The organism is Streptomyces sp. NPDC006430, assembly GCF_040612395.1.
In the GTDB taxonomy this organism is placed as follows: Bacteria; Actinomycetota; Actinomycetes; order Streptomycetales; family Streptomycetaceae; genus Streptomyces.
The window spans coordinates 213,200-235,373 of the sequence record NZ_JBEXQA010000008.1 but is presented as its reverse complement, the minus strand read 5'-3'; the positions used below and the strand labels follow the sequence as shown (position 1 = coordinate 235,373).

Sequence of the window (22,174 nt, the reverse complement as noted above, 5' to 3'; positions counted from 1 at the left end):
CTGTTTGGAACACGGCCGTTAACCGTGCTGGAATTCAACTAACTAGCTAGTAGCACCGCCGAGAGGTTGTTGGTCGAGTGAGGCGAAGCAACTCGAGCCCCGCGGATGAAACCGCGCGCGGCAACTTCACCCCGCCGCCGCGCGCGGCCGCGTCGCCCGTCGACGTACCCGTCGACCCACCGGCGAAGAGCGGCAGCACCAGCAGGTTCTCGCCCCGCAACTGGCGCGTGCCGACCCGTCTGAACGCCATTCTGCTCGTGCCCGTCCTCGTCGGACTGGTCATGGGCGGCTTCCAGGTGAAGGGCTCCGTCGACACCTGGAACGAGGCCAAGGACGCCGAGAAGACGGCCCGCATCGTCCAGGCCGCGGCCGAATACGGTCAGGCCCTCCTCAACGAGCGCGACCTCACGGCCGAGCCGCTCCTCAAGGGCGACCGCAACAACGACGCCGTCGTGAAGGCTTACGCGGCCACGGACGCGGCCAAGGCCAAGTTCGCCGAGGCGGCCAAGGACCTCCCGGACAACCAGAGCCTGGAACGCCGACTGCAGCTCTTCCGTCAGGAGGAGCCGAAGCTGGAGGCCGTCCGCAAGTCGGCCTACGTGACTCCGGAGACGGCGAAGAAGAACCCGCCCAGCTCGTACGGTCCGATCCCGACCGAAGACGGCTACCTGCTGGTCCAGCACTACCTCATGACGTTCTCGAACGAACTGGGTCTCGGCACCGGCAACGTGACCAGCTACGGCCGCATGGTCTACGCGGTCGAGCTGGCCAAGGCCGCGGAGTCGCTCCAGCGGTCCATCGGCACGCACCTGTTGGTGCGCCCGAGCGACAACGAGGAAGTCCGCAAGGCCCAGCTCGTCGCCTTCTCCTCGTACGCCTACCTCGAAGAGATTGCCATCGGCGAGTACGTCGCGGCGGGCACCGAGGACGACGTGAGCCGGCTGAAGGAGGTCATGGCGCAGAAGAAGCAGGAAGGCGCTGTCAAGCTCGCCGCGGCCAAGCAGCAGGCCGAGCAGGCCGGCACCCCCTTCAAGACTCCTCCTGTGGTCAACGACTCCGCGCTCACCGGCATGACCGAGGCGATAGCCAGCGGCGAGAACAAGACCAAGCTGGCCGCGGGCGGCACCACGCCCCAGGCTTGGCAGGCCGCCGCCACCGCCAAGTTCGAGGGCTACGCCGAGGTCGAGAAGGACCTCCTCGCCAAGGCCGTCAACGACTCCGTCGCCGTCTCCGACGACGCCCGCAACGCCGCCATCTGGACCGGCGCCATCGTGGTCGTGGCCCTGCTCGCCGCCTTCATCCTGGCCGGCATGATGGCCCGCCAGATGAGCCGCGCGATGCGCCGCCTGCGCACCGCCGCCTTCGACGTCGCCGAGCAGCGCCTGCCGATGCTCGTCGACCAGCTCTCGCGCACCGACCCGGGCAAGGTCGACACCCGTGTCGCCCCGATCCCGATCGACTCCCAGGACGAGATCGGCGAGGTCGCCCGCGCCTTCGACCAGGTCCACCGGGAGGCCGTCCGGCTCGCCGCCGAGCAGGCGCTCCTGCGAGGCAACGTCAACGCGATCTTCACCAACCTCTCCATGCGCAACCAGTCGCTGATCGAGGGCCAGCTGACCCTCATCACCGACCTGGAGAACAACGAGGCCGACCCGGACCAGTTGGAGAACCTCTTCCGCCTGGACCACCTCGCGACCCGCATGCGCCGCAACGGCGAGAACCTCCTCATCCTCGCGGGTGAGGAACCGGGTCGCCGCTGGGACCAGCCGGTCCCCCTCGTCGACGTGCTGCGCGCCGCGTCCTCCGAGGTGGAGCAGTACGAGCGCATCGAGCTCTCGGGCGTCTCCGAGGCCGAGATCCACGGCCAGGCCGTGACCGACCTCGTGCACCTGCTCGCCGAGCTGCTGGAGAACGCCACCACGTTCTCCTCCCCGCAGACCAAGGTCCGCGTGAACGCCACGCGTCTGCCCGACGGCCGCGTCATGGTCGAGATCCACGACAAGGGCATCGGCCTCACCGCCGAGGACTTCGCGGACATCAACCACAAGCTGGCCAACCCGCCGACCGTGGACGCCGCGATCTCCCAGCGCATGGGTCTCTTCGTGGTCGGCCGGCTGGCGGACCGCCACAGCATCCGGGTCCAGCTGCGCCCCTCGGGCGAGGCCGCCGGCACCACCTCGCTGGTCATGCTCCCCGACGCGATCACCCACGGTGGTGGTGGCGAAGGGATCCCGGACGACGACTTCACCGTCTCCTCGATGATCCCGGAGCAGCAGGCGCAGCAGAGCGCCCCGCTGCGCACGGCCGCCGAGCTCGGCTTCGACGACTCCCGCTACGACAACCAGGGCCCCGACGCCGCCGGGCTGAACCCGGTCGGCCGGTCCCTGAGCCAGCAGGAGCGCCGTGCCGCCCTTGAGGCCCAGGTGGGCTACGGGCAGGACCAGGGCGAGTACTCCGAACAGGAGTATGTGGAACCCCAGCCGGAGCACGGGTACCAGCCGTACCAGGAGTACGAGCAGCAGCCCGAACAGGGTTACGACACTTCGTACGACTCCCAGCAGGCCCACCAGGCCCAGCAGGGCTATGAGGCGTACCCTCAGCAGGACTATGCCTATCCGGAAGCCGGATATCAGGATCGGCAGCAGGGCACCCCGGCCTACGATGGTGGCTACGCATCCCAGCCCCAGCACGCCGAGTGGCCCGAGCAGAACACCTTCTCCGGCACCTACCAGCAGGACTACGGGACCGAATCGGAATCCCAGGTCGCTCCCGAACCCGCTGCGGAACGCGTAGGCTTCGACCGTCCGGGCGCCGCTGCCGACACCGGCCACGAAGTGACCGGAGCGGGCCTGCCGCGCCGCGGCAGCCAGCAGCAGTGGCAGCCGGGACAGAAGGAAGCGGAGTCCTCCGGATCCCTCTTCGAGCAGCGGCCGCAGCGCAAGCAGCAGCCCGCCGCCCCGGAGCAGGACGAGGAAGGCGGCGCCGACTGGCGCTCGAACAACGACGAGCGCTGGCAGCAGGCCGCCAAACTTCGTGAGCCGAAGGCGGGCGGGATCACCCCGTCCGGTCTCCCTCGGCGAGTGCCCAAGGCCAACCTGGTCGAGGGCGCGGCGGAGACGACCCCGCAGGGCGGCCCCCAGGTCTCCCGCGCACCGGAGGACGTCCGTGGCAGGTTGAGCAACCTGCGCCGCGGTGTCCAGCAGGGACGCAATGCGGGTTCTGAGCAGTCAAGTAACAGCTATGACCAGGAGCGTTAGTGTGAGCCCGATGAGCCAGGCGGCACAGAACCTGAACTGGTTGATCACCAACTTCGTGGACAACACCCCCGGGGTGTCCCACACGGTGGTGGTCTCCGCCGACGGCCTTCTTCTGGCGATGTCCGACGGATTCCCGCGCGACCGCGCCGATCAGCTGGCGGCCGTGGCCTCCGGTCTGACGTCGCTGACCGCGGGAGCCTCCCGCATCTTCGAGGGTGGCGCCGTCAACCAGACCGTGGTCGAGATGGACCGGGGATTCCTCTTCCTCATGTCCGTCTCGGACGGATCTTCGCTCGCGGTGCTCGCGCACCCCGAGTGCGACATCGGCCTCGTGGGCTACGAGATGGCCCTCCTCGTGGACCGAGCGGGCAGTGTTCTCACCCCGGAACTGCGCTCGGAGCTGCAGGGAAGTCTTCTCAACTAGCAGACAGGCAGTGCGTTTCGCGTCATCGCACCATAGGGTGCGGTGGCGCGGTTCCACAGGGAGTACTGCGTTCTTGGAGTCGGAGGAGGAAACGTGACAACACCCGGAGGACATCCTTATGGCGGCGCGCAGCAGCCGCAGGGTGGGCACGACCAGAACCGCTTCAACTTCCCCTCCGCCCCGAGCCGGCAGGTTCCGGAGCACAATCCCTACCAGCAGCAGCCGTACGGCCAGCCCCAGCAGGCACAGCCGCCCCACAGGCCTTCGCAGCAGCCCTTCCGGGGTTCGCAGCAGCAGGCACCCAAGGCCCACAACCCGCTGGTGCGCCCGTACGCGATGACCGGCGGCCGTACCCGGCCGCGCTACCAGCTCGCCATCGAGGCGCTGGTCAGTACCACGGCCGATCCCGCTCGGTTGCAAGGGCAGTTGCCCGAGCACCAGCGCATCTGCCGTCTGTGCCAGGAGATCAAATCCGTCGCGGAGATCTCGGCACTTCTCTCCATTCCTCTTGGTGTCGCCCGTATTCTCGTCGCCGACCTGGCGGAGGCGGGCCTTGTCGCCATTCACCAGCCCGGCGGCGACGAGTCTGCCGGCGGCCAGCCAGATGTGACACTGCTCGAAAGGGTGCTCAGTGGACTTCGCAAGCTCTAACGGCGGAGCGGCTCGCTCCACCACCTCCGCGAAGATCGTGGTGGCGGGCGGCTTCGGCGTGGGCAAGACCACGTTCGTCGGCGCGGTCTCCGAGATCAACCCGCTGCGCACCGAAGCCGTTATGACCAGCGCGTCCGCCGGCATCGACGATCTGACCCACACCGGGGACAAGACGACCACCACGGTCGCCATGGACTTCGGCCGCATCACGCTGGACCAGGACCTGATCCTGTACCTCTTCGGTACCCCCGGTCAGGACCGCTTCTGGTTCATGTGGGACGACCTCGTCCGCGGTGCCATCGGCGCGGTCGTCCTCGTCGACACCCGCCGCCTCGCCGACTGCTTCCCGGCCGTGGACTACTTCGAGAACAGCGGTCTGCCGTTCGTCATCGCCCTCAACGGCTTCGACGGACACCAGCCGTACACCCCGGAGGAAGTCCGCGAGGCCCTGCAGATCGGCCCGGACGCCCCGATCATCACCACCGACGCCCGCCACCGCGCGGACGCCAAGAGCGCGCTCATCACGCTCGTCGAGCACGCCCTCATGGCCCGGCTTCGGTAGCAGCCGCGAGGCCGCTCCTCCCCGTCCGGAACGCCGGGACCCGCCACGGGTCCCGGCGTTCCGGCTTTCCCCGCTCGGTGCGGCTTCCCGCTCCCGGGGCGGCACAACGACCGACGGCCGCCCCCCGAACCGGGACCCGGCCCACGAGGGGGCGGGGTCCGGATTCGGGGAGCGGCCGTCGGCCGGAGCAGCTGGTGTCAGCCCTGCCAGCTGTGCGGGGCGCGGAAGCCGGGCGTGCGCTCCAGGCGGCGCCAGCGGGCCTGGGAGCCGATGCGGTGCGCCGGGCGGCCCTCGGGGGTGGCCGCGGCGCGGGCCAGCAGGATCGCGGTGATCGCGGCCAGCTCCTCGGGCTCGGCGTTGCCCTTCTCCACGCGCAGCAGGGTGTCGGCGGCGCTGTTCGTCAGACGCACACTCATGGGTGGCAGGTCTCCTTCGCTCGTTACTGCGGCGGGTTGCCGTGCTTGCGGGACGGCAGATCGGCGTGCTTGTTGCGGAGCATGGCGAGGGCGCTGATCAGCGTCTCGCGGGTTTCCGCCGGGTCGATGACGTCGTCGACGAGGCCGCGCTCGGCCGCGTAGTACGGGTGCATCAGTTCGGCCTTGTACTCCTTGACCATGCGCGCACGCATGGACTCCGGGTCTTCGGCCTCCGCGATCTGCTTGCGGAAGATGACGTTGGCGGCGCCCTCGGCGCCCATGACCGCGATCTCGTTCGTCGGCCAGGCGTACGTGATGTCCGCGCCGATGGACTGCGAGTCCATGACGATGTACGCGCCGCCGTAGGCCTTGCGCAGGATCAGCGAGATCCGCGGGACCGTGGCGTTGCAGTACGCGTACAGGAGCTTCGCGCCGTGCCGGATGATGCCGCCGTGCTCCTGGTCGACGCCCGGCAGGAAGCCGGGGACGTCCAGCAGCGTGATGATCGGGATGTTGAAGGCGTCGCACATCTGGACGAAGCGCGCGGCCTTCTCGGAGGCTTCGATGTCCAGGACACCGGCGAGCGTCTGGGGCTGGTTGGCGACGATGCCGACGACCTGGCCGTCGAGGCGGGCCAGCGCACAGATGATGTTGCGGGCCCAACGCTCGTGGATCTCCAGGACGTCGCCCTCGTCGACGAGCTCCTCGATGACCTTGTGCATGTCGTACGGGCGGTTGCCGTCCGCCGGAACCAGGTCCAGCAGGACGTCCGAGCGCCGGTCGGCCGGGTCGGAGGTCTCGTGGACCGGCGGGTTCTCCCGGTTGTTCGAGGGCAGCATCGAGATGAGGTAGCGCACCTCGGAGATGCAGGTCTCCTCGTCGTCGTACGCGAAGTGCGCCACGCCGGAGGTCTCGGCGTGCACGTCCGCTCCGCCGAGGCCGTTCTGGGAGATCTCCTCACCGGTGACGGCGCGGACGACGTCGGGGCCGGTGATGAACATCTGCGAGGTCTCGCGGACCATGAACACGAAGTCCGTCAGGGCCGGCGAGTACGCCGCGCCACCCGCGCAGGGACCCAGCATGACCGAGATCTGCGGGATGACTCCCGAGGCCCTGGTGTTGCGCTGGAAGATGCCGCCGTAACCGGCGAGCGCGGAGACGCCCTCCTGGATGCGGGCGCCGGCACCGTCGTTCAGGGAGACCAGCGGGGCACCGGCCGCGATGGCCATGTCCATGATCTTGTGGATCTTCGTGGCGTGAGCCTCGCCCAGCGCGCCGCCGAAGATCCGGAAGTCGTGTGCGTAGACGAAGACCGTGCGGCCCTCGACCGTGCCCCAGCCGGTGACGACACCGTCGGTGTAGGGCTTCTTGCTCTCCAGGCCGAAACCGCTTGCCCGGTGCCGGCGCAGCTGTTCGACCTCCTTGAAGGAACCCTCGTCGAGCAGCAGGGCGATCCGCTCGCGCGCGGTCAGCTTGCCCTTGGCGTGCTGCGCCTCGGTCGCCCGGTCACTGGGTCCACGCCGCGCCTGCTCGCGCAGGGAATGCAGCTCGGCCACGCGCCCGCGGGCGTCCGTCGGCTCGCTCGGGGTCTGGTCCACAACGGTCATGTACCGACCTTACGAAGCGCTCGATGAAAAACCTCCGTTGGTTCCGCACAGTCTCGGGTGTGTTCCGCTGTCCGCCCCGGACAGAACCGCCACGTGATGCACGAACACCACCAGGGGGGACCTTCGTCCTTTGTGGAGTGTCCATAAAGCGGCCTGACACTCTGCCTAGATGTTGAAATTTGAACGGAATGGGTCTAACGTCATTCTCGTTGAAGGTTCAACCAACCAAGCAGGAAACGACCGAGGAGCACGTCATGGGCATCTTCACCCGCCGCAGCCAGGAGAACACGAACAGCGCCGTCGCCACCCTTGCGGTGGACCCGGCCCTCGCCGCCCTCACCGGCGACTACACCATCGACGCCGCCCACAGCAGCATCGGCTTCACCGTGCGCCACGCCATGGTGACCAACGTCCGCGGCAGCTTCGCCGACTACGCGGGCACCCTCCAGCTCGACGGCAGCGACCCGTCCCGCTCCGCCGCCTCCATCGAGGTGAAGGTCGCGTCCGTGGACACCGGCATCGCCGACCGCGACGGCCACCTGCGCGGCGCGGACTTCTTCGACGCCGACGTCTTCCCGCTGATGGTCTTCCGCTCCACCGAGGCGGCCCAGCTCGGCGGCGACAAGTACCGCATCACCGGCGAGCTGACGATCAAGGACGTCACGCGCCCGCTCTCGATCGACCTGGAGTTCAACGGCTCGGCCACCGACGTCTACGGCAACGAGCGCGTCGGCTTCGAGGGCTCCGCCGAGATCCTGCGCTCCGACTGGGGCCTGACGTGGAACGCCGCACTGGAGGCCGGGGGCGTCATGGTCAGCGACAAGGTGAAGCTCACCTTCGACATCTCGGCCATCAAGCAGGCCTGAGGCAGGCCTTGGACCGCCGGGCCCGGGGGCGGCCGTTAGAAGCCGCCCCCGCCGTCGAACCCGCCTCCACCGCCGAAGTCCCCTCCCCCGAAGTCAGAGGGGTTGAAGTCGGCACCGGAGTAGTCCCCGCCGTCGTAGCCGGCGCCCATGTCGGAGGCGTAGGCGGGCCCGGACATCATCATCGAACCGAGCATCGTGCCCACGAGCAGGCCGGGCAGCATGCCGCCGCCGAAGTATCCGCCCGCCCAGGGGCCGTACGCCGGGCCCGCGTCGTAGTAGGGGCGCGGTCCGTAATCGGTGTCGACCGTACGGACCATGGGGTCCTTGCCCTCGCGCAGCCGGACGGCGTCAGCGGCGCACACCGGGACCGTACGGGCCGCCCCGCCGGCCGGAGCCCAGTCGGTGTCCTCCGTGCTCGGCCCGTGCCGCGGGTCGAAGAAGCAGGGCGGACGGCGCTCGGGCAGCGGCCTGCCCTGACGCCGGGCGTCCAGGCTGGCCAGCGCGAACCGGCCGTCCTCCAGGGCTTGGGTGACGCCCCTGACCTCTTCGGGGTGCTGGACCGAGGCCATGATGTCCTTGGCCTTCTCGTACGCGTCGAGGCCCTGTGCGTAGTCCGTGCGCATGGCGTCGTCGGCGCCGGGTTCACCGGGGTGGAAGTCCAGCCGGTCGAGCTCCTCGCCGAAGGCGGTGATGTCCTCGTCCACGACCACGCGCAGCTTCTCGATGGCCGCGCGCTCCTCTTCTTCCTTCTTCCGCCGGTTGCGACGCACCAGGGCGTACGCACCGCCGCCGCCGACGACCGCCACCGCGCCGAGCACGATCAGCCCGCCGACCGGGGCGCCGTCGTCACCGCCGCCGCTGCCCCAGGAAGCCGGAGCCCTGCCCTTGGCCTGCGCCAGGGCCTGGTCCACGAAGTTGTTCAGCTGCGTGGACGCGTCCACCGGCCCGCCCGCCTTCACGGCGTCGGTCAGGTTGCGGACCGCATTGGTGGGCATGACGACCTTGTCGGCACCGGCGTTGAACCCGTCACCGAGTCGGATCGCGTAGAGGCCGGTGATCCCGGTCTCGGCCCGGACCGTGCGCAGCACGCTCTCGGCGGGGAACTCCGAGGTGGCCGGCAGCACGGCGACGAAGACCGGCTTCCCGGCATCCTTGATCTTCTTCGCGAGCGCGTCCGCGCGGTCCTTCGGCAGCTGTGCCTCGGCGCGGGGGTCGACGTACACCGGGCCCTGCTTGAGGGCCTCCGCCACGGCAGCGGGTCCGGTGGCCGCGGATGCCTGGGGGGCGACCACGAGCGCGGTCGCGGACAGGGCCAGCAGTAGGCCGGACAGTACGGAGATCAGCCTGGTCCTCATACATGCGACGCTACCGGAACCGGCATTTTCCTGTGTGAGCAGGACATAAACCCCGCACTCGCCGAACGCCCCCTCCGCCCACGGTCCGCAGGCCGGAGCCCCGCGAACCGTGGACACGGCGACGGCTACTCGGCTGGTTCCACGCCCGCGTGCAGCAGTCCGTACGTGAAGGCGTCCTCCAGGGCCTGCCAGGAAGCCGCGATCACGTTCTGGGCGACGCCGACCGTGGACCACTCGCGGCTGCCGTCCGTCGTGGAGATCAGCACGCGGGTCGTGGACTCCGTGCCGTGCTTGCCCTCCAGGATGCGGACCTTGTAGTCGATCAGCTCGAACTTGGCCAGCTGGGGGTAGAAGCGCTCCAGGGCGACCCGCAGCGCGCGGTCGAGCGCGTTGACCGGGCCGTTGCCCTCCGCGGTCGCGACGATCCGCTCCCCCTTGGCCCACAGCTTCACCGTGGCCTCGTTGGCGTGGGTGCCGTCCGGGCGGTCCTCGACGATCGCGCGCCAGGACTCCGTACGGAAGTACTTGCGGGCCCGGCCCTCGACCTCCGCGCGCAGCAGCAGCTCGAAGGAGGCGTCGGCGGCCTCGTACGTGTAGCCCGAGAGCTCGCGCTCCTTGACCCGCTCGACCACCCGGGAGACCAGCGCGCGGTCCCCGCCGAGCTCGACCCCGAGCTCCTTGCCCTTGAGCTCGATGGAGGCGCGGCCGGCCATGTCGGAGACCAGCATCCGCATGGTGTTGCCGACCCGTTCGGGGTCGATGTGCTGGTACAGGTCCGGGTCGACCTTGATGGCCGAGGCGTGCAGGCCCGCCTTGTGGGCGAAGGCGGAGACGCCGACGTACGGCTGGTGGGTGGACGGGGTCAGGTTCACGACCTCGGCGATGGCGTGCGAGATGCGGGTCATCTCGGCGAGCGCGCCGACGGGGAGCACCCGGCGCCCGTACTTGATCTCCAGCGCGGCGACGACCGGGAAGAGGTTGGCGTTGCCGACCCGCTCGCCGTAGCCGTTCGCGGTGCACTGGACGTGCGTGGCGCCCGCGTCGACGGCGGCGAGGGTGTTGGCGACGGCGCAGCCGGTGTCGTCCTGGGCGTGGATGCCCAGGCGCGCGCCGGTGTCGGCGAGCACGGTCGCGACCACCGCGGTCACCTGGGCCGGGAGCATGCCGCCGTTGGTGTCGCACAGGATGACGACGTCGGCGCCGGCTTCGTGGGCGGTGCGCACGACCGACTTGGCGTACTCGGCGTTGGCCCGGTACCCGTCGAAGAAGTGCTCGCAGTCGACGAAGACGCGCCGGCCCTGGGCAACGAGGTGGGAGACCGTGTCCCGGACCATGTCGAGGTTCTCTTCCAGCGTGGTGCGCAGGGCGAGCTCGACGTGCCGGTCGTGGGACTTGGCGACCAGGGTGATCACCGGGGCGCCCGACTCCAACAGGGCCCGCACCTGCGGGTCCTCGGCCGCCGAGCCGCCGGCCCGCCGGGTCGCGCCGAAGGCGACCAGTTGGGCGTTCTTGAAGTCGATCTCGGCGCGGGCACGGGCGAAGAACTCGGTGTCGCGGGGGTTGGCACCCGGCCAGCCGCCCTCGATGAAGCCCACTCCGAAGTCGTCCAGGTGTCGGGCGATCGTCAGCTTGTCCGCGACGGTGAGGTTGATTCCCTCGCGCTGGGCGCCGTCGCGCAGGGTGGTGTCGAAGACGTGGAAGCTGTCTGTGTCGTCGGCGGGGTTCTGCGCCTGCACCGTCGCCTCTGTCGTCGTCATGCTGATCTGACTCCTGTCGGATGAGTGGTTCCGGATACCCGGGATCCACTGCCCCCAATCATCGCGCGCGGTCGTGTCCCGGCAGGAATGGAGCCGGGAAACGAAAAGACCTCTCGCGGGTGCGAGAGGTCTGCGCGCGGGTCTGGGGCACGGTGGCCGCCTCCGCGAAGTTCTTCCACGGTTCAGCGGCCACTGCGGACCGGCGCGCTGCTGTCCATAATCATGAGCTGAGCAGGCACGTCCGCAGTGTGTCATACCGTCTCACCTCATGAGGGGTACGTCTCACGATACGAGAGACTCATCGAGGAATTCCGAGACGTGGGCCAGGATGTCCGCCCGCCCGATCCCGGGCAGGCCGACGGCCACCTGGATGCTGAACCCGTCGAGCAGCGCCCGCAGCCGGGCCCCGAAGCGGTCGGGGTCCACCGGCCGGAACTCCCCGCGCGAGATGCCCTCGGCGAGGAGCGCCACCAGGTCGCGGTGCCAGGCGCCCTCGATGGCCGCCTGCCGGTCGCGCTCCCGGGGGCCGGCGTTCTGCGAGCGGTTCCAGACCTCCAGCCACAGGGTCCAGTGCGGATCCCGGGCCTCCTCGGGCACATACAGGTCCACGTAGGCCTCCAGGCGCTCGCGCGCCGAGCCGCGGCGGGACAACAGTGCCCGTCGCTCGACACCCAGGGCCGCCTCGCTCCACTCCAGCGTCTGGAGCAGGAGCTCGTCCTTGCTGCCGAAGTAGTAGAGGAGGTGGCCGCTGCTCATACCGACCTGGCGACCCAGGCCGGCCATGGTCAGGCCGTCCAGGCCGCGCTCGGCGATCGTGGCCATGGCGGCGACGAGTACGTCCTCGCGCGGCGGCGCGTTCTTCCGCGCCGCGCGTACTCCACCCTCCGCCATGGGGCACTCCTTCGTCGATCCGCCTCGGGTCAGGCCTTCGGCTGTTGCTGGGTGATGCAGTGGATACCGCCACCCCCGGCGAAAATCGTACGTGCGTCGACGAGGGTCACGGTCCGCATGGGGAACAGGCCTCGGAAGATCTCGGCGGCCCGCTCGTCGCGCGGGTCGTCGAAGGAGCACAGCACCACGCCGCCGTTGCACAGGTAGTGGTTGATGTAGGAGTAGTCCACCCACTCGCCGTCCTCTTCCAGCACGGTCGGCGCGGGGACCTCCACGACCTCCAGCTGCCGGCCCTGTGCGTCGGTGGAGGCGCGCAGGATGGCGGCGATGGTCTTGCAGCGCTCGTGGTCCGGGTGGGCCGGGTCGGGCTGGGTGTGGACCATCACCACGCCGGGCCGGGCGAAGGCGGCCACGATGTCCACGTGCCCCTGCGTGCCGTAGGTGCCGTAGTCACCCGCCAGCCCGTACGGCAGCCAGATCGCCTTCGTCGTGCCCAGGTGCGCGTGGATCTCGGCCTCGACCTGCTCACGGGTCCAGTCGGGGTTGCGGCCCTTGCCCAGCTGCACGGTGTCGGTGAGCAGGACGGTGCCCTCGCCGTCCACGTGGATGGCACCGCCCTCGTTGACCAGCGGGGTGCTGTAGGTACGGGTGCCGGCGAGGTCCGAGACGTGCCGGGCGATCTTCGAGTCGTGGTCCCAGCGGGCCCATTCCTGGGCGCCCCAGCCGTTGAAGGTCCAGTCCACGGCTGCCAGCTCGCCCGCACCGTTGGTGACGAAGGTCGGGCCGATGTCCCGCATCCAGGCGTCGTCGAGCTCCGTTTCCACGAGCTCGACGTCCTCGCCGACGTGCTCGCGGGCGTTCTCCGCGTCACCCGGCGAGACCACGAGGGTCACGGGTTCGTACGCGCGGACCGCGCGGGCGACGGCTCCCCAGGCCTTGCGGGCCTCGGCGAGCTCCTGCTCGTTGGTGAAGGTCGGGTTGGGGCTGGGCCAGGCCATCCAGGTGCGCTCGTGGGGCATCCACTCGGCGGGCATCCGGAATCCGTCGGCAGCGGGCTTCGTCGGCATGGTCATGAATCGGGTCCTTACAGGAAGTACAGACGGTTGAGGCAGACCGAGTCGGCCGCTTCGGAGCGCAGGGGGTCACCGTCGAGGGTGACGAGGCCGCTGCGGGCATCCACGTCGACCGCGCCCACCCGGGAGTTCAGGAGGAGGTCCTCGGGGCCGATGCCCCGGGTGCCGCGGACGGCCACCCGGCGGCGGCGGGTCGGCATCCGGTCGGCGCCGAGAGCCGCCGCGGCGGCGGAGACGAAGGCGACGGAGATGTCGGCGGCGGTGGTCCCGTACGAGCCGAACTGCGGTCCGAGGACCAGCGGTTCACAGGTGTCGGTGGCGGCGTTGGGGTCGCCGGTGACCCCGTACGCGGGGAAGCCGGACTTGAGGACGAGCTGCGGTTTGGCGCCGAAGAACTGCGGGCGCCACAGCACGATGTCGGCGAGCTTGCCGACCTCGATGGAACCGATCTCGTGGGCCAGACCGTGGGCGATGGCCGGGTTGATGGTCAGCTTGGCCATGTAGCGCAGGACGCGGGCGTTGTCGTCGCCCTCGCCGTCGCCCTCCATCGGGCCGAGCTCGCCCTTCATCTTGGCGGCCATGGCGAAGGTGCGGCGGACCGTTTCGCCCGCGCGACCCATGCCCTGGGCGTCGGAGGAGGTGATGCCGATCGCTCCCAGGTCGTGCAGCACGTCCTCGGCGCCCATGGTGCCCGCACGGATCCGGTCGCGGGCCATGGCGGCGTCGCCGGGGAGGTCCGGCTTGAGGTCGTGGACGGAGACGATCATGCCGTAGTGCTCGGCGACCGCGTCCCGGCCGAAGGGCAGGGTGGGGTTGGTGGAGGAGCCGATGACGTTCGCCACGCCCGCCATCTTGAGCACGTTGGGCACGTGCCCGCCGCCGCAGCCCTCGATGTGGAAGGCATGGATGGTGCGCCCGTCCAGGACGCGCAGGGTGTCCTCGACGGAGAGGCACTCGTTCAGGCCGTCGCTGTGCAGGGCGACCTGTACGTCGTGCTCCTCGGCCACCCGCAGCGCCGTGTCCAGGGCCCGGGTGTGCGCGCCCATGTCCTCGTGCACCTTGAAGCCGGACGCGCCGCCCTCGGCCAGGGCCTCGACCAGCGGAGCGGCGTCCGAGGAGGAGCCGCGGGCAAGGAAGCCGATGTTGACGGGCCAGGCGTCGAAGGCGTTGAAGGCGTGCCGCAGGGCCCACGGGGAGTTGACGCCGACGCCCCAGACCGGGCCGAACTCCTGGCCGATGACCGTGGTGACGCCCGCGGCGAGCGAGGCCTCCATGATGCGCGGGGAGAGCAGGTGGACGTGGGTGTCGACGGCGCCGGCGGTGGCGATCAGGCCTTCGCCGGAAACGATCGAGGTACCGGTGCCGACGACGACGTCCACGCCTTCGAGGGTGTCGGGATTGCCGGCCCGGCCGATCGCATGGATGCGACCCTCGCGGATGCCGATGGAGACCTTGCGGATGCCGAGGACGGCGTCGATGACGAGGACGTTGCTGATCACGACGTCGCAGGTGTCCCGAACGGCGGCGGCCTTCAGGTGCAGGCCGTCGCGGGCCGTCTTGCCGAAGCCGGCCAGGAACTCGTCCCCGGGCAGTTGGGCGTCGGACTCGACCCGGACGGTGAGTCCCGAGTCGCCGAGCCGGACCCGGTCCCCGGCCCGGGGGCCGAAGACGGCGGCGTACTCGTGCGGGTCGATGTGCCGACTGCCGGGCGCGCAGTGCGCGCTGTGGTCGGTGTGCGGTGTCTGGCGGCTCATGCCGGGGTCCCTTCCGGGCGGTCGGTGACGTCAGCCCGGCCGGCCCGGCCGGCCGGGGTGATCGGGGAGGCCGGGGCCCCGCCGTCCGGGCCGGCGGCGCCCAGGTAGCCGCACGCCGCCGCCCTCTCCAGCGCGAGCGACTTGGCGCCCGGGGCGTCCAGCGGGCCGTCGACCAATCCCGCGAAGCCGATGGCGATGCGGTCCCCGCCGATGGGGACGAGGCCGACCTCTCCCCCGCCGTGCGGGTCGAACCGTACGGATGAGCCCGCCGGCACGCACAGGCGCATGCCGTAGGCCGCCGCGCGGTCGAAGTCGAGGCGCGGGTTCGCCTCGAAGAAGTGGAAGTGGGACGTGACGCTCACCGGCACGGAGGCCGTGTTGCGCACGTACAGGTGCAGCGCCGGTTCGGGCTGGGGAGCGCCCGGGCCGGGCAGGACCGCTCCCGGGGCGCCCTCGCCGAGCGACACCGCACCCCGGATCGGGTCGGAGACCACCGCGAGGCGGGAACCGTCGTCGAAGACGGCCTCCACGTGCACCTCGGTGACCACGTCGGTGACACCGGGCAGGACGTCGTCCGGGCCCAGCACGCTGCGGGCCTCCTCGATGGCCTCCGCCAGCCGCTTGCCGTCGCGCGCGGCCTCGCAGACCGTGTCCGCGACGAGCGCGGTGGCCTCCGGCACGTTGAGCCTGAGGCCGCGGGCCCGTCGGGCCCTGGCCAGTTCCGCAGCGCTGCGCAGCAGCAGCCGGTCGCGCTCCGTAGGGGTCAGCCGCACGCCGATCCACCACCTTTTGAGTCGATGGGTTAGAGCATCACTCTAACTCTTCATTTCCCTGCCTTGAAGCATTGACCTGGGACCAGGGCTCAGGTCACATTGAGTGTCGCTCAAACAATGCTCAACCACCCCCCGCCCTGCCAAGGGAGTCCCCCATGCCCATCGAACAGCGCGGAGTCGACACCATCCCCGAGGAGGAGCGGACGAGCGGTCCCCGTGACCTGATCTCGATCCTGCTCGGCTCGAACCTCTGCCTCGGCGTGATCGTGTTCGGCTGGCTGCCCCCGTCCTTCGGACTGGGCCTATGGCCCTCGGTCACCGCCATCGTGACCGGCACGCTCGTCGGTATCGCCTTCACCGCGCCGCTCGCGTTGGTGTCCCTGCGCACGGCGACCAACCTCTCCACGTCGAGCGGTGCCCAGTTCGGCGTCCGCGGCCGGCTCGTCGGCTCCGTCGTCGGCCTCCTGCTCGCGCTCGGCTACACGGCGCTCACCCTGTGGATCGGCGGTGACGTGATGGTCGGCACGCTGTCCCGGCTCGCCGGCCTGCCGGACAGCGGTCTCACACGGGCGCTGATGTACGGCGTACTGGCCGCGTTCACCGTCGTCGGAGCCGTCTTCGGCTACCGGCTGCTGCTGCGCATGAGCAAGATCCTGTCCATCGGCATGGTGCTGCTGCTGGCCGTCGGCATCTACGCCTACGCCCCCGACTTCACCACCGCCGCGCCGCCGGAGACCGCGTACCTGCTCGGCTCCTTCTGGCCGACCTGGCTGCTCGCCGCCGTCGCCGCCGGACTGAGCGGACCCGTCGCCTTCATCACCCTGCTCGGCGACTACACCCGCTACATCTCCCCGCGCCGGCACAGCCCCCGCACGGTGCTGTGGGCCACCTGCCTCGGCCTGCTGATCGGCCTGCTGGTGCCGCAGTTGTTCGGCACGTACACCGCCCTCGCCGCCAAGGCCGGCGCCGACTACGCCGGGCCGCTCGTCGACGCCGCTCCGTTCTGGTACCTGCTCCCGCTGCTCGCCGCCGCCGCGGCCGGCTCGGTCGGCAACGCCGGCCTGATGCTCTACTCCATGGGCCTCGACCTCGACGCGATCGTCCCCAGGGCCACCCGCGCCAAGGCCACGCTGGTCGCCGCGACCGTCGCCACCGCGTTCGTCTTCGTCGGCTCCTTCGAGTGGGACGTGCAGTCCGCGATGACCTCGTTCGTCCTGCTGCTCACCGCGATCGGCACCCCGTGGGCCGTGATCACCCTGATCGGATACGTCCGCTGCCGCGGCCGGTACGACGCCGACGCCCTCCAGGTCTTCAACCGCCGCTCGGTGGGCGGGATCTACTGGTACCGCGCCGGCTGGAACGTGGCCGCCACCGTCTCCTGGGCCATCGGAGCCGGCGTCGGCCTGCTCGCCGTGACCACCCCCTTCTACGAGGGACCGCTGCTCGCCCTGACCGGCGGCGTGGACTGCTCCTTCGTCCTGTCCGGCCTGGCCGGCGCACTGCTCTACACGGCACTGACCGCCGGTCGCGCCCCGGCCGCCGCCCCCGCGCAGGTCGCGGATCCCGCGCCGGCCGCCGCCGAGGAACCGGCAACCGCCTGACCGGCCCGCGCGCAAGGGTGCAGACGCGAAAGGCCCGCCCCGAGGGGGCGGGCCTTCGTACGTGCGGGTGCTAAGCGGTCTCAGGGAAGTGGGGTGCGTTTCCGCGTCGTTCGGTGCGTGCTCTCGGCGTGCCGGCTGAAGGCCCTTGTACTGGACGTACTCGGGTCTTCGGCCGGTGCGGCGAGAGTGCGTGCCGGGCGGCGCGGGGGCGTGCCGGGCGGCGCGGGGGCGTGCCTCACTTCCCCGAGCCCGCTTAGCCCAGCGGGTGCATCCAGCCGTGGGTGTCGGCGCGGTGGCCGGTCTGGAGGTCGAGCAGCGCCTTGCGCAGCTTCATCGTGACCTCGCCGGGCTCGCCGTTGCCCTGGGTCCAGTTGGCGCGCTCGGACTTGACCGAGCCGACCGGGGTGATGACGGCGGCGGTACCGCAGGCGAAGACCTCGGTCAGGGTGCCGTTCTCGTTGTCCCGCTTCCAGTCCTCGGTGGAGATGCGTCCCTCCTCGGCCGTGTAGCCGAGGTCACGGGCGATGGTGAGGAGCGAGTGGCGGGTGATGCCCGGCAGGAGCGAGCCGGTCAGCTCCGGGGTGACGATGCGGTCGCCGTACACGAAGTACAGGTTCATGCCGCCCATCTCCTCGATCCAGCGGTGCTCGACGGCGTCGAGCCAGACCACCTGGTCGCAGCCGTGCTCGGCGGCCTGCGCCTGGGCGACGAGGGAGGCGGCGTAGTTCCCGCCGGTCTTGGCCGCACCCGTACCGCCCTTGACGGCACGGACGTACTCCTCGGAGAGCCAGACGGAGACGGGCTTGACGCCGCCGGGGAAGTACGCGCCGGCCGGGGAGGCGATGACCATGAAGAGGAACTCGTTGGCCGGGCGGACGCCGAGGCCGACCTCGGAGGCGAACATGAACGGCCGCAGGTACAGGGAGGCTTCACCGGAGGAGGGCACCCAGGCGCTGTCCTGCTTGATGAGCGCGTCGCAGGCCTCGATGAAGAGCTCGGTCGGCAGCTCCGGCATCGCCATGCGGCGGGCCGAGGCCTGGAAGCGCTCGGCGTTGGCCTGGGGGCGGAAGGTGGCGACGGTGCCGTCGGGCTGGCGGTAGGCCTTCAGGCCCTCGAAGATCGTCTGCGCGTAGTGCAGGGTCATGTTCGCCGGGTCGATGGACAGCGGCGCGTACGGGACCAGCTGGGCGTCGTGCCAGCCGCGGCCCTCGGTCCACTTGATCGTCACCATGTGGTCGGTGAAGTGGCGGCCGAAGCCGGGGCTGGCCAGGATCGCCTCGCGCTCCGCATCGGACAGCGGGTTCGAGGAGGGCTTGAGCTCGATCGTGGGCGTCGTCATGAGTGCTTGTCCTTCACCGGTTGTGTATGGCGGACCGCGCTCACGGCGTACTAGGACGTCCGAGCTTCCCCGCATTCCGCGGCCTCGCGTTCGATTATCGCGCGCGGGGTGGCTCCGGTGAAGCAGGGAGAATGCGGCCCAGGGGAGATGGTGGCACCCGGGGCCGCACAGGAAAAGCCGCCGGGTGCGTTGGTCGCGCGACCCGGCGGCTTCCTGGGTGGAGCTGCCGGGTCAGCCGGCTACTCGAGCGGCGACGGCGTCGCCGATCTGGTCGGTGGTGCGGAAGGTACCGTCGCGCTCCACGAGGTCCGCGCAGACCGCGTCCTCGATGCGGACCGCCTCGGCCTCGTAGCCGAGGTGGCGCAGCAGGAGGGCGACGGACAGGATCGTCGCGGTCGGGTCGGCCTTCCCGGTGCCCGCGATGTCCGGTGCCGAGCCGTGGACGGGCTCGAACATGGACGGGAAGGCGCCGGTCGGGTTGATGTTCCCGGAGGCGGCGAGGCCGATCCCGCCGGTCACGGCGGCGGCCAGGTCGGTGAGGATGTCACCGAAGAGGTTGTCCGTGACGATGACGTCGAAGCGCTCCGGCTGCGTGACGAAGAAGATCGTCGCGGCATCGACGTGCAGGTAGTCGGTGGTGACCTCGGGGTACTCCTGGCCGACCTTGTCGAAGATGTTCTTCCACATGTGGCCCGCGTACACGAGGACGTTGTTCTTGTGAACCAGCGTCAGCTTCTTGCGGGGGCGGGCGTTGGCCCGCTCGTACGCATCGCGCACGACGCGCTCGACACCGTACGCGGTGTTGATGCTGACCTCGGTTGCCACCTCGGCGGGAGTGCCGGTGCGCAGGCTGCCGCCGTTGCCGGTGTACGGACCTTCGGTGCCCTCGCGGACCACGACGAAGTCGATCTCCGGGCGGCCGGCGAGCGGGGTGGCCGTGTTGGGGAAGAGCTTCGAGGGGCGCAGGTTGATGAAGTGGTCGAAGGCGAAGCGGAGCTTCAGCAGCAGGCCGCGCTCCAGCACGCCCGACGGGACCGAGGGGTCACCGATGGCGCCGAGCAGGATCGCGTCATGGTGCTTGAGCGCCTCCAGTTCCGCGTCCGGGAGGGTCTCACCGGTGCGGTGCCAACGCTGGGCGCCGAGGTCGTACTCCTTGGTCTCCAGCTTCACATCCTGGGGCAGGGCCGCGGTAAGGACCTTGAGGCCCTGAGCCACGACTTCCTGGCCGATGCCATCACCGGGGATCACTGCGAGATTGATGCTGGTCGACATGTCGGAACCGTACTCCGTGTCCCAGCCCTCAGACATATTGCGTCCACCATATGGACGCAATATGTCGGGGCCGTCGGCGTGGTGCGGGAGCTCAGTGGCCGGTCGAGCCGCCGTTGTCCCGGCGGTCGAGGGCTCGCTGGAGGGCGGCGGCGGCGTTCTTGCGGTCGGCGTCGGCGCTGGAGGAGTGGCGGACGCGACGGGCTGCGGTACGTGTGGTCATGGTGATCGACTCCTTGAGATCACGGCGTGGCAGGGCCACGGAGGAGGGGTTCCTTCAAGGCGCCGGAAGGGGCGGGGGCGGATGCGCCGCAGGGGTTGCCTGCCAGGGGCGCGCCATCGGCCGCCATTCGCCGGATCGGCGAGACGTTCGGCTCCTACAAAGCTAGGGCAGGTCCCGCTGTATGTCTCCGCAATTACTCGGACTTCCTACTATCTGAGACGCGCAACCGCTCGAAGGGCCCTCTCACGGCCATCCATTTCAGCGCGTCTCGGACCGAAGTTCCCTGATCAGAGCCCTTACGGCCAGGATGCCGGCCGATTCCGGTGTCGTGACGTATCCCACGCTTCTCACCGGCCCCTGGGGCCCCAGACCAGTGACGTCGACGGCCTCGGTCGCTCCACGGAGGGAGAGCTCGGGCATGATCGCCATGCCGAGACCGCGACTGACCATGGTCAGCACCATCGCATCGTCCTCCGCTTTGACGGTGGCGCGCGGGATCCAGTCCTGGGCCCGCCACCAGGCGCGGGTGTAGGAGCCGCAGTTCTCGTCCCAGTCCATCAGGGGCAGGCCCTTCGGATCCGGATGGCCCACGGGGTGCACCAGGGCGTACGCCTCCTCGACGAGCACCCCGCTCAGCAGGCCGGGCGGTACTCCCTGCGACCCGCCCAGGGTGGCGATGCCCAGGTCCGCCCGCCCCGCGGCCACCTCCCCCGCCGCGCCCGAGCCGATCTCGCGGACCACCCGGACCTCGGGGCGGACGCCGGGGTGCCGGGCGGTCAACCGCTCCAGGGCCGGGGACAGCAGGTGCAGGGCCGCGCTCCGGAACGCCGCGATGCGCAACGGGCCCTCGACCGCGTCGCCCCCGGCCGTGGCGCGCCCGGCCCCACGCGCCTCCGCGCCCAACACCTCGTACAGCCGCAGGATCCGGCGGGCGACTGCGACGGCCCGCTCCCCCGCCGGGGTGGGCGAGGCGCCACCGCGTCCACGTTCGAAGAGCACCGCGCCGACCTTGGCCTCGCTGCCGCGCACGGAGTGCGACACGGCCGACTGGGTGAGCCCGAGCCGGACGGCCGCGGCGGAGAAGGCGCCGGTCTCGGCGACGGCGACCAGGATGCGGAGTTCGTGCGGAGCGAGCTCGGCCACGGTGGCTCTCACCTCGTTCTATGAGCGGCGTTCATGGATGTGCGGCTTCCATGAACCCAACCCCCTGCCCGGCCTGCCGATTCCTTCCTAACGTCCAGGCCATGACCGAGAACACCGCTTACGCCGTCCACCAGATCGCCCGCCCGCACGGCTTCCCCGCCGCCACCGATTTCACCCTCGCCCGGACCCCGATCCCCTCCCCCGCCCCGGGCACCGCCCTGGTGCAGAACCTCCTGCTCTCGGTGGACCCGTACCACCGCGGGCTGATGGACGGCGGCGAGGGCGGCTTCGAGCTGAACACCCCGCTGGAGGGCCGCTCGGTGGGCCGAGTCCTCGCCTCCCGCGACCCGGGGCTGCGCGAGGGCGATCTGGTCTTCCACCGCGAGGGCTGGCGCACGCACGCCCTCGTCACGCGCGGCGTGAACGGCACGCGCATGCTGCGCGGCCACGAAGGGGTCCCGCTGGAGGCGTACCTGAGCATCCTGGGCGGCACCGGGCTGACCGCGTACGCCGCCCTGACCCGGACCGCCGGCCTGCGCGAGGGCGAGGACCTGTTCGTCTCCGCCGCCGCGGGCGGAGTCGGCACGGCGACCGGCCACATCGCCCGACTGCTGGGGGCCCGCCGGATCGTCGGCAGCGCGGGCTCGGCGGCCAAGGTCCGCCACCTCACCGAGGTCCTCGGCTTCGACGCGGCCTTCGACTACCACGACGGGCCGGTCGGCGAGCAGCTCGCGAAGGCGGCGCCCGAGGGCATCGACGTGTACGTGGACAACGTCGGCGGGGACCACTTGGAGGGCGCGATCGACGTGCTGCGCGAGTTCGGGCGGATCGCCTGGGTCGGCGGGATCTCGATGTACAACGGGGACCGCTCGCCGGCCGCACCCCGCAACCTCTTCGAGGTCGTACACAAGTCGCTGCGCCTGGAGGGGGTATTGGTTCGCCATCACACCAATCTGCAGGAAGAGCTGGAGGACTTCCTGGTGCCCCATCTGCGCAGCGGCCGAGTGGGCACGGACACCACCGTTGTCCAGGGGATCGATCGCACCGTGGAGGCCTTCCTGGGCATGCTGCGCGGGGACAATCTGGGCAAGATGCTTGTCCGTCTCGACGACTGATTCCAGCCAACCGGATGTTCACCGACTTCTTACCGCACGGATGTAGACCTTTGGCCCGGCGCCCGCCACTCTTTCCGTCAATGTGCCAGCGGGGCACT

General features: G+C 70.3%; 19 protein-coding genes. 7 read left to right on the top strand and 12 right to left on the bottom strand.

The window, feature by feature from the left end:
* Positions 1-77 precede the first annotated feature (77 nt).
* From ABZZ20_RS15350 to ABZZ20_RS15335, 4 genes are all read left to right on the top strand, one after another.
* Positions 78-3,257: a nitrate- and nitrite sensing domain-containing protein gene (locus ABZZ20_RS15350; RefSeq protein ID WP_356869882.1), complete on the top strand. Its 3,180-nt coding sequence runs from the start codon at positions 78-80 to the stop codon at positions 3,255-3,257.
* 10 nt (positions 3,258-3,267) lie between these two features.
* Positions 3,268-3,681, top strand: a complete 414-nt coding sequence (locus tag ABZZ20_RS15345; protein ID WP_008739857.1) for a roadblock/LC7 domain-containing protein — start codon at positions 3,268-3,270, stop codon at positions 3,679-3,681.
* A 93-nt stretch (positions 3,682-3,774) separates the two neighbouring features.
* The gene (locus tag ABZZ20_RS15340) at positions 3,775-4,332 is read left to right on the top strand and encodes a DUF742 domain-containing protein (protein ID WP_356869881.1); all 558 of its coding nucleotides are present in this window, start codon (positions 3,775-3,777) and stop codon (positions 4,330-4,332) included.
* Positions 4,313-4,894 (top strand): ATP/GTP-binding protein, encoded by a 582-nt coding sequence (locus ABZZ20_RS15335; protein ID WP_037792108.1) that lies wholly within the window; start codon positions 4,313-4,315, stop codon positions 4,892-4,894. Before ABZZ20_RS15340 ends, ABZZ20_RS15335 begins: the two co-directional genes overlap by 20 nt.
* 197 nt (positions 4,895-5,091) lie before the next feature.
* Here the strand turns inward: ABZZ20_RS15335 and ABZZ20_RS15330 are convergent, their stop codons facing one another.
* Together ABZZ20_RS15330 and ABZZ20_RS15325 are read right to left on the bottom strand one after the other, a co-directional pair.
* Entirely contained in the window at positions 5,092-5,298 is a 207-nt protein-coding gene (locus ABZZ20_RS15330) for an acyl-CoA carboxylase subunit epsilon (RefSeq protein ID WP_356869934.1), read from the bottom strand.
* Positions 5,299-5,333: 35 nt separating this feature from the next.
* Entirely contained in the window at positions 5,334-6,917 is a 1,584-nt protein-coding gene (locus ABZZ20_RS15325; protein ID WP_356869880.1) for an acyl-CoA carboxylase subunit beta, read from the bottom strand.
* 254 nt (positions 6,918-7,171) lie between these two features.
* On the opposite strand from ABZZ20_RS15325, the gene ABZZ20_RS15320 reads away from it, so the two are divergent.
* Complete coding sequence (locus ABZZ20_RS15320; RefSeq protein ID WP_356869879.1) at positions 7,172-7,783, top strand: YceI family protein; 612 nt, start codon at positions 7,172-7,174, stop codon at positions 7,781-7,783.
* Positions 7,784-7,818: 35 nt separating this feature from the next.
* Here ABZZ20_RS15320 and ABZZ20_RS15315 read toward each other — a convergent pair whose 3' ends face one another.
* The 6 genes from ABZZ20_RS15315 to ureA form a co-directional block, all read right to left on the bottom strand.
* A complete protein-coding gene (locus tag ABZZ20_RS15315; protein WP_356869878.1) occupies positions 7,819-9,138 on the bottom strand; it encodes a hypothetical protein in 1,320 nt (439 codons plus the stop codon).
* Positions 9,139-9,263: 125 nt separating this feature from the next.
* Positions 9,264-10,895, bottom strand: coding sequence for a citramalate synthase (cimA, locus tag ABZZ20_RS15310; protein ID WP_356869877.1), 1,632 nt, complete (start codon positions 10,893-10,895; stop codon positions 9,264-9,266).
* Between the two features lie 282 nt (positions 10,896-11,177).
* Positions 11,178-11,786 carry a TetR/AcrR family transcriptional regulator gene (locus ABZZ20_RS15305; RefSeq protein WP_356869876.1) on the bottom strand — a complete coding sequence of 203 codons (609 nt, stop codon included), beginning with the start codon at positions 11,784-11,786 and terminating at the stop codon, positions 11,178-11,180.
* A 29-nt stretch (positions 11,787-11,815) separates the two neighbouring features.
* Positions 11,816-12,859 carry an agmatine deiminase family protein gene (locus ABZZ20_RS15300; RefSeq protein WP_356869875.1) on the bottom strand — a complete coding sequence of 348 codons (1,044 nt, stop codon included), beginning with the start codon at positions 12,857-12,859 and terminating at the stop codon, positions 11,816-11,818.
* 11 nt (positions 12,860-12,870) lie between these two features.
* The gene (locus tag ABZZ20_RS15295) at positions 12,871-14,613 is read right to left on the bottom strand and encodes an urease subunit alpha (protein WP_356869874.1); all 1,743 of its coding nucleotides are present in this window, start codon (positions 14,611-14,613) and stop codon (positions 12,871-12,873) included.
* The gene (gene ureA / locus ABZZ20_RS15290; RefSeq protein WP_356869873.1) at positions 14,610-15,386 is read right to left on the bottom strand and encodes an urease subunit gamma; all 777 of its coding nucleotides are present in this window, start codon (positions 15,384-15,386) and stop codon (positions 14,610-14,612) included. Before ureA ends, ABZZ20_RS15295 begins: the two co-directional genes overlap by 4 nt.
* Before the next feature lie 155 nt (positions 15,387-15,541).
* Between ureA and ABZZ20_RS15285 the strand changes: the two genes are divergently transcribed.
* The gene (locus tag ABZZ20_RS15285) at positions 15,542-16,987 is read left to right on the top strand and encodes a cytosine permease (RefSeq protein ID WP_356869872.1); all 1,446 of its coding nucleotides are present in this window, start codon (positions 15,542-15,544) and stop codon (positions 16,985-16,987) included.
* 253 nt (positions 16,988-17,240) lie between these two features.
* Here the strand turns inward: ABZZ20_RS15285 and ABZZ20_RS15280 are convergent, their stop codons facing one another.
* From ABZZ20_RS15280 to ABZZ20_RS15265, 4 genes are all read right to left on the bottom strand, one after another.
* The gene (locus ABZZ20_RS15280; protein ID WP_356869871.1) at positions 17,241-18,326 is read right to left on the bottom strand and encodes a branched-chain amino acid aminotransferase; all 1,086 of its coding nucleotides are present in this window, start codon (positions 18,324-18,326) and stop codon (positions 17,241-17,243) included.
* 231 nt (positions 18,327-18,557) lie between these two features.
* Positions 18,558-19,598, bottom strand: coding sequence for a 3-isopropylmalate dehydrogenase (locus ABZZ20_RS15275; RefSeq protein ID WP_356869870.1), 1,041 nt, complete (start codon positions 19,596-19,598; stop codon positions 18,558-18,560).
* A gap of 91 nt (positions 19,599-19,689) precedes the next feature.
* Positions 19,690-19,818 carry a hypothetical protein gene (locus tag ABZZ20_RS15270; RefSeq protein WP_356869869.1) on the bottom strand — a complete coding sequence of 43 codons (129 nt, stop codon included), beginning with the start codon at positions 19,816-19,818 and terminating at the stop codon, positions 19,690-19,692.
* 258 nt (positions 19,819-20,076) lie between these two features.
* Positions 20,077-20,961: a LysR family transcriptional regulator gene (locus tag ABZZ20_RS15265; RefSeq protein ID WP_356869868.1), complete on the bottom strand. Its 885-nt coding sequence runs from the start codon at positions 20,959-20,961 to the stop codon at positions 20,077-20,079.
* Between the two features lie 101 nt (positions 20,962-21,062).
* Between ABZZ20_RS15265 and ABZZ20_RS15260 the strand changes: the two genes are divergently transcribed.
* Positions 21,063-22,076, top strand: a complete 1,014-nt coding sequence (locus tag ABZZ20_RS15260) for an NADP-dependent oxidoreductase (RefSeq protein ID WP_356869867.1) — start codon at positions 21,063-21,065, stop codon at positions 22,074-22,076.
* Positions 22,077-22,174: the final 98 nt, after the last annotated feature.

Coding starts and splice junctions, on each gene's coding strand:
- ABZZ20_RS15345 (WP_008739857.1), top strand. CDS start 3,268: ATGAGCCAGGCGGCACAGAACCTGAACTGGTTGATCACCAACTTCGTG.
- ABZZ20_RS15325 (WP_356869880.1), bottom strand. CDS start 6,917: ATGACCGTTGTGGACCAGACCCCGAGCGAGCCGACGGACGCCCGCGGG.
- ABZZ20_RS15320 (WP_356869879.1), top strand. CDS start 7,172: ATGGGCATCTTCACCCGCCGCAGCCAGGAGAACACGAACAGCGCCGTC.
- ABZZ20_RS15315 (WP_356869878.1), bottom strand. CDS start 9,138: ATGAGGACCAGGCTGATCTCCGTACTGTCCGGCCTACTGCTGGCCCTG.
- cimA (WP_356869877.1), bottom strand. CDS start 10,895: ATGACGACGACAGAGGCGACGGTGCAGGCGCAGAACCCCGCCGACGAC.
- ABZZ20_RS15305 (WP_356869876.1), bottom strand. CDS start 11,786: ATGGCGGAGGGTGGAGTACGCGCGGCGCGGAAGAACGCGCCGCCGCGC.
- ABZZ20_RS15300 (WP_356869875.1), bottom strand. CDS start 12,859: ATGACCATGCCGACGAAGCCCGCTGCCGACGGATTCCGGATGCCCGCC.
- ABZZ20_RS15295 (WP_356869874.1), bottom strand. CDS start 14,613: ATGAGCCGCCAGACACCGCACACCGACCACAGCGCGCACTGCGCGCCC.
- ABZZ20_RS15285 (WP_356869872.1), top strand. CDS start 15,542: ATGCCCATCGAACAGCGCGGAGTCGACACCATCCCCGAGGAGGAGCGG.
- ABZZ20_RS15280 (WP_356869871.1), bottom strand. CDS start 18,326: ATGACGACGCCCACGATCGAGCTCAAGCCCTCCTCGAACCCGCTGTCC.
- ABZZ20_RS15275 (WP_356869870.1), bottom strand. CDS start 19,598: ATGTCGACCAGCATCAATCTCGCAGTGATCCCCGGTGATGGCATCGGC.
- ABZZ20_RS15270 (WP_356869869.1), bottom strand. CDS start 19,818: ATGACCACACGTACCGCAGCCCGTCGCGTCCGCCACTCCTCCAGCGCC.
- ABZZ20_RS15260 (WP_356869867.1), top strand. CDS start 21,063: ATGACCGAGAACACCGCTTACGCCGTCCACCAGATCGCCCGCCCGCAC.